We start from the raw sequence: 15399 nt of genomic DNA on the forward strand, positions 1-15399 counted from the left end.
AAGCGAAGAGCCCTACACAAATTGCCCCATAAAGGCCAGCCTCCGCACCTGCGCCTGAGGCAACCCCGAATGCAAGGGCCATCGGCAGTGAGACAATGGCCGCGGTCAGACCACCAAAAACATCGCCCCGCAGGTTTTTGAGGTTGATCTGGTTAAAGAGTTGGTTGACAAAACCATACGTCATTGACTTGCATCTCCGTCTCAGCAGGTGAAGTTATTTGGTTTTATGCGGCATCAAGGTCAACTTTTTGGACCTTGTCGAGCTTAACGCTTTTACCTGCTATCCAGAGGTCATACATGTCCTGCATCGCCAGCCAACTTTCAGGGGTCCGGCCCAAAGCCTTGGAGAGACGCAGCGCCATCTCCGGGCTAATACCGCTTTGCTGCTTGAGCAAGCGGTTTAAAGTAGACGGCGATACATCCAGTCGCCCTGCCAAGTAACGACAACTAAGGCCAAAAGGCTCCATATAGGTAGCCAGAATGAATTCGCCGGGATGAGGGGGGTTATACATCTTCATCAGTGGTAATCCTCATAATCGAGTACGTAGGCATTACCGTCGGAGAATTCAAACGTCAGTCTCCAGTTCCCATTAACGGTAATCGCCCAGATGCCCTTCCTATCACCTTTAAGAGGGTGAAGCTTATAGCCAGGGACATCCAAGTCATTGATTTCCTTGGCGGTATCCAGCGCTGCCAGTTGCATTCGAAGGCGCTTCTCGTGCTTGGCCTGGATGCCCCGAGCGCTACCGGTCTCGTAGAAGCGCCTTAGTCCCTTATGTTTGAATGACTTGACCATGGGATGATTGTAGCGTGTTGCGCAACGGTGTCAATCCGATAAACGCAAACCACGGGCGACGAGCCGCGCAGCGGGTTAGCGTCCCAGCGACCGAACCTGGACCACTTTGACGGACAGTGGGCTACACTCCTGTTAAAGGGGTGTAATGTCCGTCAAAGTGGTGCAGGTTCAGAGCGTCCTGCCGCCGCTTGCGGCGGCGAACTGGTACGCTTTGTTAAATTTTTTGTACGAAACCAAACGATGCAAGTATGACCCCACCTATGAACGCAACCACCGAAATTACAATTAGCGTGACCGCCGCATACCCCCAAGGTGTACCGGCTGGATCGCCAGGACTCTTAGATTTTAGCTGGTTTAGATGCTTAATTTGCGCTATGTAGGCAAGAATATTACCAAAAACGGCCAGAGAGATGCCGCCACACATTACGAACATAGCAGATACAAACCAAACAAAACCTTGCTGATCCTTTTGATTCCCGAGGAATGTCAGTACGGCTATGACTCCACCACCATTTATTAAAAGCGCGCTTTTCAATGCCGATGCACCAACCGCAATCACGGACCGGAACTGCTCTATCTGAGCCTCTTCTTTAAATTCCATGTAAAAGCCTTTAAGCGATCGACAAATTTAACGCCAAGCACACCGGCGCGAGCTTGCGAGNNGCCGGCTTCACGGATTCAGGAGATACTTTAAGAGAGGGTCTTTTCTTCTCTCGTTCGCGTACTGTCCCTGCCATGGTTGGAACTTGTTTCGAATGTGCTGACAGGCTCTCTCGACTTTAATCCAGCACTTCTCAATTGCGGTGAGATAGGCCTTCCATTCGTCTTCTAGATCCTCAAGCGAGGAGGCCTGCCCCATGCGCTCGATCGCTCTTTGTGCGGCGACCAGCTCTCGCTTCGCATGGTAAAGAGGTGCTTTATCCTGCGCACTCATTTGGCCTCCTCTTCTGTATAACGCCGCGCACACCGGCGCGAGCTTGCGAGCGTCCGACAGCCGAAGGCTGTGTAGTGCTGCGCATGGTTATGCACCAGTTTCTGCCTCCCGAGTTCCGATATAAACCGTGATACCTTCAGGGTCATATGGAATATGTAGAGTGTTAGTTTTGGATTTTACATATGTGTATATTGCTCGTGCCTTATTAATAAACCGCTTATCAGAAGATATTAAGGCATTGCAATATGAAGCCATTCCCAAATGTTGGCTATCCGACATGATATTTCTAATTTTGTCCCGCTTGGCCATACCGCGATCTGGACTGATTCCCAGCAAGTTCAGGATGATATGCGCACCTCCTAAGATACCATGCTGGGTATGTGGTATCTCAGCCAAAGCTGGGTGGGGAGTGAAGCCAAAGAATTGATCTAGAGTTACTTCGCCCATGGCCGGTTCGATAATCTTCCAAATCTCTTCGATCGGAGATTCGCATGCTTCTGCCTTGTGTCGATCTCCGCTATTTATCCCCATGGCTAGTCTGGTTCTATCTATAGGCTGCCTTTCACTCATATGCACATCTATAGTTTTCTGAAACTCAACGGCCGCAGAGTCGGCTTGATCTAGCAGAGAGGACCTCTGGCCATCTTCTAGATCGCCCGTTAGTCGATCCACTTCTTCACGCAACATCTCTGGAGTTAGTGAAAGCTCAGCGAAGTTGTCGGCGCCAAAAATTCTGAGCAAGACCTCTACCGATGTACTATCCGAATCTTCAAAGCCAGATACGGCCTCTAAGTGCTGTCGATAGCGCTCGTCGGGATCAACATACCCATTAAGGACGACATTCCCCACAGAGGCAAAATTTTTATCCAAGACATCGCATACCTCAACTGCACCCAGCAGTCGCATACCCTCTAAAGCATCGGTATTCCCTGTACGGGCCATTTCGTCGAGGTGCACATGAGAGTATACCCATTTGAAACTCTCGAAATCCGCAACCTCAACTTCGCCGTAGGCAACGTAGCGATACAAATTCATATCGGCATAGATTGTCGGGAGGTCGTTACCTATGATGTTCATCGGTACCTCTGGGCTGATGCATCGCATAACGCCGCGCTCTGCAGAAATTTGGGAGCGCTGGCGAGTAAATTTCCCGTAGCAGCGCCTTGTTATGCATTTCTTACGTCTCTAACATTGCCCTGTGTATCATAAAATTTTATGTTCCCAGAAGTGACATCCCTTAAGATTGCCTTCGCAATCCTTTCTCCCTCGGTCACAGACTCTTCAGTTTCAGAGTTGACATCGTAAACATATGAAATTCCGTTTATCTTAAACAACTCTCCCTTTGGGGATTTTAAAAATGCATCAGTAAATTTCTCCTCATGCGTTCTTGTCACTTCCTCTTTCCACTCGTGTGGTAGCGCACTTTCAATAGTGTGAAAGTCGGTTATACTGTTACCTTCAGCGTCAACAATTTTGATATCGTCAGCCATTCCAGATAAATCAACCTGGTCACCTTCTTTATAAGCCGTATTTTTAAACAACCAATCCATATCAATATCAATATTTCGCTGCTTTATATCTGTAGAGAAAACAGACATTTTAATCCCGATGTCTTTAACTCGTCCTTCCCAATCACTTTGAGATGGAAAACGTAGTTCTTTAAGAGATATCCCATAGTGCTCCCCAAATTTTACTGCTCCGCTCTGATACCCTTTTTTTGTAATGAAAATACCTTTAACATTACCAACATCATGTAGCACACCGAAGAAATCTCTAACTCTGCCAACAGACACCTCCTTTGAGTAATTTTTACACTCAATGGCAACTCGGTGCTTCTCACCCATCATCTCAAACTCCCAGTAAACATCAATCTGATGATTACACCCTGATTTCCCAGCGAGTTTGATGTTGTGTTTGACCTCTATATTTTTAACACCTTCCGCAGAATTTATAGCCTGATAGATTTCCTGTGTGAGCTTTTCATACTCGATATTTTCGTCAGCCACGTTACTTCCTTAAAGTATTTTGAGGTGGGGATATCTGGTGCATAACGCCCGCGCACACCGGCGCGAGCTTGCGAGTGTCCGGCAGCCGCAGGCTGCGTAGTGCTGCGCTTGGTTATGTGTTTCATGGACTACTTCGAGGACCTCTTTTGACGATTGCTTCCTCTTCGCCCCGCAAGTAGCTGCCATTGGGGCCTTGGTGTTTAAATTGCCAACATTCCCCATCCCATACGAAGTCCTCTTTTATAGCCTTACGTTGGTTCTGATAGTAACCAGCAGAAACTTCAGTGTCTGAGATAACATTAAACACGTAGGCACTGATATTAGAAGATCCGACGGTTATCCAGTCACCTTTTTTGACCTTAGAGTTACTCATATTGGTTCTCTTCGTATATCACATAACGCCCCGCGTAACCGGCTGCCAAAGGCTGCATAGCGAAGCGGCGCAGGCTTTGGCAGTCCGGGTTGACGCGATTGTTATGAGGCAGTACCATTAAATACCACATATTGGTACTAGGAGCCCTGCCATGGCCAAAAACACCAGCATATCCCTTGGGGAGCATTTTGACGAGTTCATTGCCCAGCAACTCCAAAGCGGGCGCTACGGGTCCACTAGCGAGGTTATCCGGGCCGGCCTTAGAATGCTTGAGGAAACTGACGCCAAGCGGGTACATCTCCGTAAGTTGTTGATCGAGGGGGAGCGTAGCGGATTTTCCGATTACAGCTACCATTCCCTTATGGATGAATTGGACAGCGAAGCTCATTAATGCCCACCTTCAAAGTTACCAATAAAGCCAAGGAAGACCTGATTGGTATCGCACGTTTCACCGAGGCGACCTGGGGGCGAGATCAACGCAAGTTTTACCTCAAGCAACTGGATTCTACTTTCCACGCGCTAGCCGAAAACCCATCTCTTGGCCGCAAGTGTGACGAAATTAGGCAGGCGTACTACAAGTACCCTGAAGGTAGCCACGTTATTTTCTTTCGTCTTGGCACCGACTCCAGCATCGACATAATTCGAATACTCCACAAGCGTATGGATGTGGCATCACACCTTTAGAGCCTCATAACATTTGTATATCGCGCATGCGCAATATCCCTCCGAGCATTCACTCGAAGAGCTTTTCGCAACTATCTGATATTCGGGTATTTTCATGCTGAACATCCAAGTTGTCAGGGTGAAAAAGCGTGCATGCGCGTTTTTCTGACGGGCGGTGCGCGTTAATTCACTGCCCGGTTTGGTAATGCATTGAATTTATTGTCTTTTTTATGAGCCACGGTGTGTAAACGAGCGCGCTCGGTTTACAAAGTGTGCCCGATTTTGGCTCGGCTGCCAATATACTGTATGGATTGGTCAGAATTTAACCGTCCCTGGCTTTAAGTTCAGGCCGCCTCGTGCGCACGCTCCCTGGCAATAATCTGCTCCAGCTCCGGCAGGCAGGAGCCGCAGCCGGTGCCGGCGGTGGTTTCGGCGCTGAGGGCGTCGACGGTGTCGATGCCTTTTTCGCGGATAGCGTTGCACAGGGTGTTGTAACCCACCTGTTTGCAGGCGCACACCAGTTTGCCCTGGCTTTGTTGCTGATCCGGTTTACCGCTTAGCAGGGCGCGCATGGCGGTAGCGGCGAAGTCGCCTTCGAGCAGGTCGCCGAGCCAACTGAAATCCCGGGTGCCAAATTGTTTGGCGACGGAGAAGGCGATATGCAGTTGGCCTTCGCGCACAAAGGCGCGCCGGAATTCGCCGCGCTCGGGGTGGCCGAAGGCGAGCTGTTGGTCCCCTTGCTGGCACAGGCCCTGGAGTTGTTTATCCAGGTCGGTGGGGTGCTGTTCGCTGGCGATGCGATAGAGGTAGCCGCCGTTGACGCGGCGCATGGCCCAGTAGTCGGCGTCCAGTTCGGGCAGTGGGGTTCGGCTGACCAGCAGGGCTTCGGCCTGTTCGTACCAGGGCTGGACCTGAACCGGGGTGTATTTGTTTTCCGGCTGGCCGGAGGTGGGGTCGACGTATTCACCTACCAGGGCGGCCACCCGGGCGCGGCTGGCGTGTACATCGTTCCAATGCATGGGCATGAAGACTTCACCCAGGTTGACCTGATCGGTGAGCTGCACTCGCACCCGCGCCTGCCCCTGTCGGCTGGTGACATCGGCGAGAGCACCATCTTTCAATTGGTAGCGCCCGGCATCCTTGGGGTGAATGCTGATAAACGGCTCCGGCAGGTGGCCGCACAGGCGCGAGGCCAGGCCGGTGCGGGTCATGCTATGCCATTGGTCGCGGATGCGGCCGGTGTTCAGGGTCAGCGGGTAGTGGCTATCCACCTGGGTGGCCGGTGCGCGATAGCGTACCGACACGAACCGCCCCCGGCCGGAGGGGGTAAAGAACACACCATCGCCAAACAGGCGCTGGTCGCCATCGGGCAACGGGGCTTTCGTCGGCAGCGGCCATTGCCGCGGCGGCAGGCTGTCGTAGTCATTCAGGGTCAAGTGACTATAGTGACCCAGATCGAGATCCCGGGTGCCATTATTGTCGGTGGCGGTCAGGCGTGCGTATTCGCTGAACACTTCGGCTTCGCTGGCGTAGTCGAAGGCGCGACCGTAACCCATCTGTTTGGCCACGGCGGCGATGATCCACCAGTCCGGCCTTGCTTCCCCCAGGGGCGGCAGCAAGGCCCGCTGGCGGGAAATGCGCCGCTCGGAGTTGGTCACGGTGCCGGATTTTTCGGCCCAGCCGGCGGCGGGCAATAGCACGTCGGCCAGGCGCGTGGTGTCGGTGTCTTCAATACAGTCGGACACCACTACCAACGGACAGTCCTTCAAGGCCTGCTTGACTTTGTCGGCGTTGGGCAGGCTCATGACCGGGTTGGTGGCCATGATCCAGATGGCTTTGATTTTGCCGGAGGCGACGGCGTCGAACATGTCCACGGCTTTCAGGCCGGGACGGGTGGCGAGGTTGTCCGCTTTCCAGAAGTCCCGCACCAGTTGCCAATGCTCCGGGTGGTCAAACTCCATATGGGCCGCCAGGGTGTTCGCCAAGCCGCCGACCTCACGGCCACCCATGGCATTGGGCTGGCCGGTGACGGAGAACGGCCCCATGCCCGCCCGGCCGATACGGCCGGTGGCCAGGTGACAATTGATGATGGCATTGACTTTGTCAGTGCCGGCGGTGGACTGATTCACCCCCTGGGAATAGACGGTGACGGTTTTTTCGGTCTGGGCGTACCACTGGAAAAAGGTTTCCAACTGATAGTCGGCCACGCCGAGTTGTTCGGCCAGCACCGGGCGCTGACCAGCGTCTTCCATGGCGGCCACCAGGGCTTCGGTAAAATGCTCGGTATGGGCCTGGACAAAGTCTTCGTCAATGGCGTTGTGTTGGGCCAGATAACTGAGCAGGCCATTGAACAACGCCACATCTGTTCCCGGATGAATGGGCAGATGCAGGTCGGCGATATCGCAGGTGTCGGTTCGGCGCGGGTCGATCACCACCACCTTCATATGAGGGCGCTGCTGTTTGGCGGCCTTGATACGCTGGAACAATACCGGGTGGCACCAGGCGAGATTGGAGCCGGTGAGCACGATCATGTCCGCCTGTTCCAGATCGGTGTAGCAGCCCGGCACCGTATCGCTGCCAAAGGCGCGCTTGTGCCCGGCCACGCTGGAGGACATGCACAAGCGGGAATTGGTGTCGATATTGCCGCTGCCGATAAAGCCCTTCATCAACTTGTTGGCCAGGTAGTAGTCTTCGGTCAACAGTTGCCCGGACACATAAAAGGCCACCGAGTCCGGGCCGTGCTCGACAATGGTATCCACAAAACCCTGAGCCACAGTCTGCAGCGCGTGATTCCAACTGGTCTGTTCGCCGTGCACTTTCGGGTGGAGCAGTCGACCGGTGTCCACCAGGGTCTCCCCCAGCGCCAGGCCTTTGGAACAGAGCCGCCCCAGGTTGGCCGGATGGGTCTCGTCTCCCTCGATCAACACCTTCCGTTCCTCGGTATTCACCGTGGCCTTTATGCCACAGCCAACACCACAGTAGGCACAGGTGGTCTGTACCGTGGACTCGGCTTGGGCGGTGGGAATGGGTTCGTACCGATGAACTGTCATGGATCAACCTGCAATATAGAAAGTGTTTGTTGTCATCACGCCTTCAAGTACTGCAATCGCCACGCCAATTTCATTTCCTGCCATTAAATGTCGGTCGTTCGGCCGAATTCACCTCAGTTCACGCACTCATTCCAACGAAAAATCTGCAAGAGCACCGGTATGGCGCACGACGCACCACCACTTGCACAATTTCAACGCAAATTGCTCATAGCCCGCCTTCACCGTTTTGCATTATTTCAGCGCACCTTTGCACGTCCGTGGTGCTCGTTTCGCGTGAACTTGTAACGCATAAAAATCCCGCGCTGCAGAATGTGTGCCCGCTAAGCGCATGAAAAATAAGGGGTTATAAACTTTTTCATGGGGTTTGTCAGTGAATGGCACTGTCTTTGCTCTAGCCCAACCATGCATTCGTAAAATGATTTTTCAGGGCAACCGTTATGAACTCCATGAACATTGAACCTTTGATTCCCTCGGCCAAGCCGACCCGCTCGACTCCCGCATCAACCGGGAAAGTATGGCTTGTGGGTGCCGGTCCCGGCGATGCCGAGTTGCTGACCCTGAAAGCGCTGCGCGCGATTGAAAGCGCGGACATCATTTTTTACGACCAGTTGGTGAGTGCGGATATTCGCGCGCTGTTTCCGAACGGCACCCCCGCACTTTATGTCGGCAAGTCGAAAAATCATCACAGCATTGCGCAGGACGATCTGAATCAGCGCCTGGTGGACCAGGCACTGATGGGCAAAACCGTATGCCGCATTAAAGGCGGCGACCCCTTTGTGTTTGGTCGCGGCGGTGAGGAACTGATGACCCTGCGCCAGGCCGGTGTGAACGCCGAGGTGGTACCGGGTATTACCGCCGCCTCCGGTTGCAGCAGCAGCGCCCATATGCCCTTGACCCATCGCGGCGTATCCCAGGGCTGCACCTTGGTGACCGGCCACGGCGAAACCGAAGTGACCGCCAATTGGCCGGCGCTGGCGCAGTTGAATCACACCCTGGTTTTTTATATGGGCGTGAGCCGGTCGGAAGAGATTGCCGGGCAATTGATGACTCACGGTTTGAGTGGCGATACGCCCGCCGCGTTTATTGAAAACGGATGCCGGGCGAATCAGCGGGTGTTGACCACCACGTTGGAAGCGTTGGCCGAGACCGCCGAGCGCAAAGCCGTGCAATCCCCGGCGTTGATTGTGGTGGGGGATGTGGTCCGGTTGGCGGACCAGTTGGCGCCGGAGCAGTTTTTGAGTGAGGCGCAGCAGCGGTCGATTGCGTAGGCCGAAGGCCGTCATCCACCAATACCGGTAAAACCGGAATCAGAATTTTGAGTTTAGTCAGGAGTGGTTTTATGAAACAGCGCATTATTGTGGTCGGCAACGGCATGGTCGGGCATAAGTTTATCGACACTTTATTGAGTGTGGAGAACGCCGGTGATTACGAGATCATCACCTTTTCCGAAGAGCCGCGCCTGGCCTATGACCGGGTCAAGCTGAGCAGCTACTTTGACGGCTCGACGGTCGAGGATCTGGCGCTGACCACCGAGGACGATTACCGCGAGCGCGGCGTGGTGTACACCCTGAACGACAAGGTGGTGAGCATCCAGCCGGACGAGCAGACGGTGACCACGGCGAGCGGCCGTACCGAGGCCTATCACAAGCTGGTGTTGGCCACGGGCTCCTATCCGTTTGTGCCCCCCATCCCCGGTGGGGATCAGGATCACTGCCTGGTGTACCGCACCATTGAAGACCTGGAAGCCATTACCGCCTCGGCCCAGAACAGTCAGGTGGGCGCGGTCATCGGCGGCGGTCTGCTCGGCCTGGAAGCGGCCAATGCGCTCAAGAACCTGGGCCTGAAAACCCACGTGCTGGAATTTTCCAATGGTCTGATGGCCCGTCAGTTGGATGAAGGCGGCGGCCAACTGCTGTGCCGGAAAATCGAAAAACTGGGTGTAAGTGTGCACACCGGCAAGAACACCAAGGAAATTATCGAAGGTGATGAGTGCCGCTTCCGGATGAACTTCGCCGATGGCTCGCACCTGGAAACCGATATGGTGATTTTCTCCGCCGGTATTCGCCCGCGGGATGAACTCGCCAAGCAGGCGGGCCTGGCAATGGGTGAACGCGGAGGCATCGCCATCAATAACCACTGCCAGACCTCGGCGGACAACGTCTACGCCATTGGCGAATGTGCCCTGTGGAACAACCAGATTTTCGGCCTGGTGGCCCCGGGTTACCAGATGGCCAAAATTGCCGTTGAGCATATTCAGGGCCGCGCCGAGCAATCCTTCACCGGCGCCGACATGAGCACCAAGCTCAAGCTGCTCGGCGTGGACGTGGGCAGTGTCGGCGATGCCCTGGCAATGACACCCGGCGCCCAAAGCTATACCTACAGCGACGGTGTGGCCGAAGTGTACAAACGCCTGATCGTCTCCGAAGACGGCAAGAAACTGCTGGGGGCGGTATTGGTGGGCGACACCGACGCCTACGGTACCTTGCAACAGATCTGCGTGAACGGGATGGACCTGCCTGCTTCACCGGAGCAGTTGATTCTGCCCGCCACCGACGGCGAGGCACCGGTGGGCATGGGTGTGGATGCCCTGCCCGACACGGCCCAGATCTGCTCCTGCCACGACGTTACCAAAGGCTCGATTCGCGATGCGGTGCAGAATGGCTGTACCGATATGGGCGGCATCAAGTCCTGCACCGGCGCCGCCACCGGCTGTGGTGGTTGCGCGGCATTGACCAAGCAGGTGATGGACGCCGAGCTGAGCGCCCTGGGTGTGGAGGTGAACAACCACCTGTGCGAGCACTTCGAGTACAGCCGCCAGGAGCTGGCCGATATTGTGCGCGTCAAACAGATCAAAACCTTTGACGAGCTGTTGGCGAGTCACGGTAAGGGCCTGGGCTGCGAAGTCTGTAAGCCCACGGTCGGTTCGATTCTCGCCTCCTTCTGGAACGATTACGTTCTGAAGGAAGAACACCTGGGCCTGCAGGACACCAACGACATTTATCTGGGCAATATGCAGAAGGACGGCACCTACTCCGTAGTGCCCCGAGTGGCCGGGGGCGAAATCACCCCGGAAAAGCTGATCGTGCTCGGTGAGGTCGCGAAGGAGTTCAACCTGTACACCAAGATTACCGGTGGTCAGCGGGTGGACCTGTTCGGTGCGCAATTGCACCAGTTGCCGATCATCTGGAAAAAACTGATCGACGCCGGTTTTGAAACCGGCCACGCCTACGGGAAATCCGTGCGTACGGTGAAATCCTGTGTGGGCAGCACCTGGTGCCGCTACGGGGTGCAGGACAGCGTGGATATGGCCATCGCCATCGAGAACCGCTACAAGGGCCTGCGCGCACCGCACAAAATCAAGTTTGCCGTATCCGGCTGCACCCGCGAATGCGCCGAAGCCCAGTCGAAAGACATCGGCGTAATTGCCACGGAAAAAGGTTGGAACCTGTACGTCTGCGGCAACGGCGGCATGCGTCCGCGCCACGCGGACCTGTTCGCCACCGACCTGGACGACGACACGCTGATTCAGTACATCGACCGGATTCTGATGTTCTACATCCGCACCGCCGATCGCTTGCAGCGCACCTCGGTGTGGATGGAGAACCTGGAAGGCGGGCTGGATTACCTGAAAGAAGTGGTGATTGAAGACAAGCTGAATATCGGCCGGGAGCTGGAAGATGACATGACCCGCAACCTGGCCAACTACCAGTGCGAGTGGAAGACCACCCTGGAAGATCCGGAAAAGCTCAAGCGCTTCCGCCACTTTATCAACAGTGACGAGATCGATGACAACCTCGCCTATGTGGCCGAGCGCGGTCAGCGTCGCCCCGCCACCGACGAGGAGCGCAAGAACCGCATCCCGTTAGTGGAAATCAATTCCTGAAGTTTGTGTTCAATGACCGATTGCCTTTAAGGAGAGCATCACCATGAATACCGCCGTCGCCAAGAAAGTGGAACAGACCTGGGTTGAGGTATGCAGCAAAGCCGACCTGCAACCCAACAGCGGCCTGTGCGCCCTGATCCATCAGAAGCAGGTCGCAATTTTCTACAGCAAGACCCTCGATGAAGTCTTTGCCATCGGCAACTACGACCCGGTTGGCAAAGCCAACGTCCTGAGCCGGGGCATTATCGGCTCCCTGGGCGAGCGCACCGTGGTGGCCTCACCGCTGTACAAGGAGCACTACGATCTGCGCACCGGCGAGTGCCTGGAGTCCGACGCCCACTCGGTACCGGTGTACCCGGTTCGCGTGGAAAACGGTGTGGTCAGCATTCAGGTCTGACGCGTTTCTGCCAAATAGCATTTCCCCTTCTTCTTCATTGCTTCATGAAGTCGATCCTTTGGGGTGGCCCCGACCACCCCCTTTTTTTGACCCATTGCCCCCACCTTGTCGTATAGTGTTTCCACAAGCCATTGTGGAGCGACTATGACTTCTTCCCTGTACTTTGACCGCCCGAGCATCGAGCAGATGGAAAAGCGCTACCGCGCGCAATTCATCAACTCCCTGGCGGGCTTCAAGAGCGCCAATCTGGTCGGCACTGTGGACCAGGACGGCCACCCCAATTTGGCAATCGTCAACTCGGTCATCCATTTGGGGGCCAATCCACCGCTGATGGGCATGGTGACGCGCCCGCGCACGGTAGAGCGGCACAGCGTGGGAAATATTCTGGCCACCGGTTACTACACCCTGAATCAGGTGCATGGCGGCATGATCCGCCCGGCCCATCAAACCTCCGCTCGCTACCTTCGCGGGCAATCGGAATTCGATGCCACCGGGTTAAAACCAAGCTATCTGGAAGATCACCCGGCCCCCTATGTCGGCGAGAGCCGCCTGAAGATCGGCTTGAAACTGCTGGAGTGCAAACACCTGGAGTCCAACAACACCGATTTTATCGTCGGTGAAATCGTCGCAGTGCATGTGGAGCCGAATGTGATTCAACCGGACGGCTACGTGGATATCGAAGCGTTGGACGCGGTGACCATTTCCGGGCTGGACAGCTACCATCGCACCGAGCGCCTGGAGCGGCTGGCCTACGCCAAGCCGGATGAGCCGACACGCGCGCTGGAATAAACCAACACGCCGTTATGCCGCTACCGGCTCCGGCGGGCGACTGGGGCCGTCATTCTGTGCGGATTGACGCTCCAGATAGCCCAGAATCGCCTCGCGCAGACGCTGGCCGCCGCCCGGAATACCCTGGTTGCCGAACAGGCGGTTGAATTCCAACAAGTAGGGATGATCGCCCACCAGAGCAATATCAAACCCAGCGTGATCCACCCCCAGCTTTCGCGCGACCGACAGCGCCAGGTCGGCCACCACCGCGGGCACGGGGCTGTAATCCACACTCCCGCCACGCGCCACATTGTTGTGAAAACTGAACCCGGATTGCAGTCGCCAGTAGGCCGCCAGCACCTGATCCCCGACGACCACCACCCGCACATCCCGATCGATGGGCAGCCACTCTTGCACATAGAGGGTGTCGGTCCGCCCGAGATACTCGCGCCATTGATCCCGCTCTTCGATCAACCACACGCCCTCTCCCATACTGCTTTTGGCGAGCTTGGCGACAAACGGGTGAGTCATCTCCTGCCAGAGTTCCTCGGCATTGTCCGGGGTATTCGCGCGAATGTGGGTCAACGGTACATGGGCCGGCGCCACGGTCTGAAATGCCCGGGTCATTTCAATTTTGTTGTGCCCCAACAGATAGCTGGCCTGGCTGGGAAATACCCGGCAGCCCATGCCGTAGATCAACGCATTGATCTGCCAGTACTCGGGAAACAATATCCACTCGGCCGCACTCAGCTCGGACTGATGGCGGAACAGGTGGTCGGGTTTGAAATGGCGGGTATCGGGAAACCCCAGAGTGCGAAACACATCGAAACTGGCGAAACGCATGACAAAGACTCAAAGAAACGGCGAGCCGCAGGAGGCGCGAATTTTGCCCTCAACGTGTCGCTTTTGACAAGCAGTTTTATTACCGCTCAAGGCTTTTGTTGTCAGGCGTTTTCCAGAATCCAGTCGGTCCATAATGCCGACGCGCCGGGTCCCAGCAGGGGCGAGTAATGCCCCTCTCCCGGCAAAATAACGGCGCGACTGTGAGGACAGCTCTGGTGAAGAGCCTCCAGGTGGCGCACGGTGAGCAACTGGTCGCTATCGCCATGGATAAAGTTGACCGATGCCGGTAGCGTCTCCAGTTCATAGCGCCAGGGTGACACCATCAACTGCAGTTCACGGGAAAGGGCCGACGCCGATGTAGCCGGCCCCTGTCGGGTGGCTTGTGTCATGGTCTGCGCGAACCGGTGTTTTGTATCGGACTCATCCAGAACCGCAAGATCTTCCGCTGACAGGCTGCTGCGCATCGCCTCCTGCAAGGTGGCTCCGTCGCCGGTCAGAGCGGTCAGGGACTCGGCAAGCTGCGCCGGATTGTCCCGGGCGCCCTGCCAGGCACCGGCGGTCAGTGCCGCCGCTTCCCGATCGGGATCATCCAACCAGTGCAGCGCCGGCGCCCCCACCGATACCATCCGGGACACCCGCTCGCCGAGCACTCGGGCCGCGGCAAGGGCAAAGAGACCGCCGGCCGAAAAACCCAGTAAGCGGATCGTCGGCACCGAATACGCATCAGCGATCGCGCCAATATCCTCTGCGAGCATGGCCAGGGTATACTCGGGGCATGAGGTGGATCCACCAAAACCGGGACGATCAAACGCCAACAATCGGACCTTTTCCGCAACAGCCTCCGGCAACCGGGCTTCATCCGCCGACCCCGGAAGCCCGTGCAGGTAAATCCAGACCGGCGCGTCGGGTGCTCCCTGCTCCAGCACCCGCAGGCGACGCCCATCCGGTCGGTCAATACAGCATTCGATGGTCAATGCGCGTCTCCATCCGATGGCAGTGCCGCACACACCATCAACAGCTTGCGGATCAATTGCGCCTGGCGGGTAACGCCCACCTTGCGCATGACCGATTTCAACTGGGCCCGCACGGTATGAATGGACAGATTCAGGCAGGCGCTGATCTCGGACAGCTCATAGCCGCGCAACAATTCCCCCAGCAGACGAATCTCCGCCTGGGTCAGGCCATAGAGGGTGTGAAGGCGCTGGGCGTTGGGCTTGACCGGTCGCTCCGGATCCAACAGAAACACCAATAGCGCCTCCTGCTCGGGGCCCATGAGTGCGTGGGCCGACGGCCGGCGATACTGCATGGCCACGAGTGTGGCGCCGGAGTGGCCGAGGGGCATCACATCGGCGCTGATATCACCACGGCTCACCCGGTCACAGACAGATCGCCACCGGGACTCTTCCATGGCATCCCGCAACTGCAACCGATCGCCGCTGAGCCCAAGGCCATAGACATGCGTCTGCATCGCCTCTTCCGCCACAGCGTTGAACCACTGACAACGCCTCTGCCGGTCCACCAGCCAGACACCGTAAGGCAGGCAATCCAGCGCGGCTCTCGCCTGCCCCAACACGACTTCAAACTCCCCCATTAACTGCATCATGCGGGCGGCGCGTTTCAGGTGGGGATAAAAGATATCCAGTTCGCGCTGTTCCGAGCGGGAGAAAGGCCCGGCACGGCGGGGGC

The 15399-nt window shown here is 56.2% G+C and carries 18 protein-coding genes; 6 read left to right on the top strand and 12 right to left on the bottom strand.

Translation table 11 applies throughout. The features are described 5' to 3' along the window. From B3520_RS00790 to B3520_RS00825, 8 genes are all read right to left on the bottom strand, one after another. Window positions 1-184: SulP family inorganic anion transporter (locus tag B3520_RS00790; protein ID WP_286875104.1), on the bottom strand; the 184-nt coding region annotated here is incomplete at its 3' end. A gap of 40 nt (window positions 185-224) precedes the next feature. After that, entirely contained in the window at window positions 225-518 is a 294-nt protein-coding gene (locus B3520_RS00795) for a HigA family addiction module antitoxin (RefSeq protein ID WP_286807002.1), read from the bottom strand. Further along, complete coding sequence (locus B3520_RS00800; RefSeq protein ID WP_286807003.1) at window positions 518-796, bottom strand: type II toxin-antitoxin system RelE/ParE family toxin; 279 nt, start codon at window positions 794-796, stop codon at window positions 518-520. Before B3520_RS00800 ends, B3520_RS00795 begins: the two co-directional genes overlap by 1 nt. Window positions 797-1010: 214 nt before the next feature. Beyond that, window positions 1011-1397: a hypothetical protein gene (locus tag B3520_RS00805; protein ID WP_286807004.1), complete on the bottom strand. Its 387-nt coding sequence runs from the start codon at window positions 1395-1397 to the stop codon at window positions 1011-1013. A 69-nt stretch (window positions 1398-1466) separates the two neighbouring features. Then, a complete protein-coding gene (locus tag B3520_RS00810; protein WP_286875106.1) occupies window positions 1467-1730 on the bottom strand; it encodes a hypothetical protein in 264 nt (87 codons plus the stop codon). A gap of 87 nt (window positions 1731-1817) precedes the next feature. Further along, window positions 1818-2807 carry a hypothetical protein gene (locus tag B3520_RS00815; protein WP_286807005.1) on the bottom strand — a complete coding sequence of 330 codons (990 nt, stop codon included), beginning with the start codon at window positions 2805-2807 and terminating at the stop codon, window positions 1818-1820. A gap of 89 nt (window positions 2808-2896) precedes the next feature. Continuing rightward, on the bottom strand, window positions 2897-3736 hold the full coding sequence (locus tag B3520_RS00820; RefSeq protein ID WP_286807006.1) for a restriction endonuclease: 840 nt from the start codon (window positions 3734-3736) through the stop codon (window positions 2897-2899). Between the two features lie 121 nt (window positions 3737-3857). Further along, entirely contained in the window at window positions 3858-4109 is a 252-nt protein-coding gene (locus B3520_RS00825) for a hypothetical protein (protein WP_286807007.1), read from the bottom strand. A gap of 151 nt (window positions 4110-4260) precedes the next feature. Between B3520_RS00825 and B3520_RS00830 the strand changes: the two genes are divergently transcribed. Next, window positions 4261-4500, top strand: coding sequence for a type II toxin-antitoxin system ParD family antitoxin (locus B3520_RS00830; protein ID WP_286807008.1), 240 nt, complete (start codon window positions 4261-4263; stop codon window positions 4498-4500). Next, window positions 4500-4793, top strand: coding sequence for a type II toxin-antitoxin system RelE/ParE family toxin (locus B3520_RS00835; RefSeq protein ID WP_286807009.1), 294 nt, complete (start codon window positions 4500-4502; stop codon window positions 4791-4793). The genes B3520_RS00830 and B3520_RS00835 overlap by 1 nt, the downstream gene beginning before the upstream one ends. A gap of 323 nt (window positions 4794-5116) precedes the next feature. Here the strand turns inward: B3520_RS00835 and B3520_RS00840 are convergent, their stop codons facing one another. Next, window positions 5117-7822, bottom strand: coding sequence for a nitrate reductase (locus B3520_RS00840; protein WP_286807010.1), 2706 nt, complete (start codon window positions 7820-7822; stop codon window positions 5117-5119). 446 nt (window positions 7823-8268) lie between these two features. Between B3520_RS00840 and cobA the strand changes: the two genes are divergently transcribed. The 4 genes from cobA to B3520_RS00860 all read left to right on the top strand — a co-directional run bounded on the left by cobA (window position 8269) and on the right by B3520_RS00860 (window position 12891). Continuing rightward, a complete protein-coding gene (gene cobA / locus B3520_RS00845; protein WP_286807093.1) occupies window positions 8269-9090 on the top strand; it encodes a uroporphyrinogen-III C-methyltransferase in 822 nt (273 codons plus the stop codon). A gap of 71 nt (window positions 9091-9161) precedes the next feature. Beyond that, the gene (nirB, locus tag B3520_RS00850) at window positions 9162-11705 is read left to right on the top strand and encodes a nitrite reductase large subunit NirB (protein ID WP_286807011.1); all 2544 of its coding nucleotides are present in this window, start codon (window positions 9162-9164) and stop codon (window positions 11703-11705) included. Window positions 11706-11748: 43 nt separating this feature from the next. Continuing rightward, window positions 11749-12102, top strand: coding sequence for a nitrite reductase small subunit NirD (gene nirD, locus B3520_RS00855; protein WP_024462039.1), 354 nt, complete (start codon window positions 11749-11751; stop codon window positions 12100-12102). A 144-nt stretch (window positions 12103-12246) separates the two neighbouring features. Continuing rightward, window positions 12247-12891: a flavin reductase family protein gene (locus tag B3520_RS00860; RefSeq protein ID WP_286807012.1), complete on the top strand. Its 645-nt coding sequence runs from the start codon at window positions 12247-12249 to the stop codon at window positions 12889-12891. A 12-nt stretch (window positions 12892-12903) separates the two neighbouring features. Here the strand turns inward: B3520_RS00860 and B3520_RS00865 are convergent, their stop codons facing one another. From B3520_RS00865 to B3520_RS00875, 3 genes are all read right to left on the bottom strand, one after another. Further along, window positions 12904-13713, bottom strand: a complete 810-nt coding sequence (locus tag B3520_RS00865; RefSeq protein ID WP_286807013.1) for an ATP-grasp domain-containing protein — start codon at window positions 13711-13713, stop codon at window positions 12904-12906. Between the two features lie 101 nt (window positions 13714-13814). Continuing rightward, a complete protein-coding gene (locus B3520_RS00870; RefSeq protein ID WP_286807014.1) occupies window positions 13815-14687 on the bottom strand; it encodes an alpha/beta fold hydrolase in 873 nt (290 codons plus the stop codon). Further along, window positions 14684-15399 (bottom strand): helix-turn-helix transcriptional regulator (locus B3520_RS00875; RefSeq protein WP_286875108.1); only part of this gene is annotated, 716 nt, incomplete at its 5' end. The genes B3520_RS00870 and B3520_RS00875, both read right to left, overlap by 4 nt.

It is taken from the genome of Marinimicrobium sp. UBA4509 (assembly GCF_002388575.1).
In the GTDB taxonomy this organism is placed as follows: domain Bacteria; phylum Pseudomonadota; class Gammaproteobacteria; order Pseudomonadales; family Cellvibrionaceae; genus Marinimicrobium; species Marinimicrobium koreense.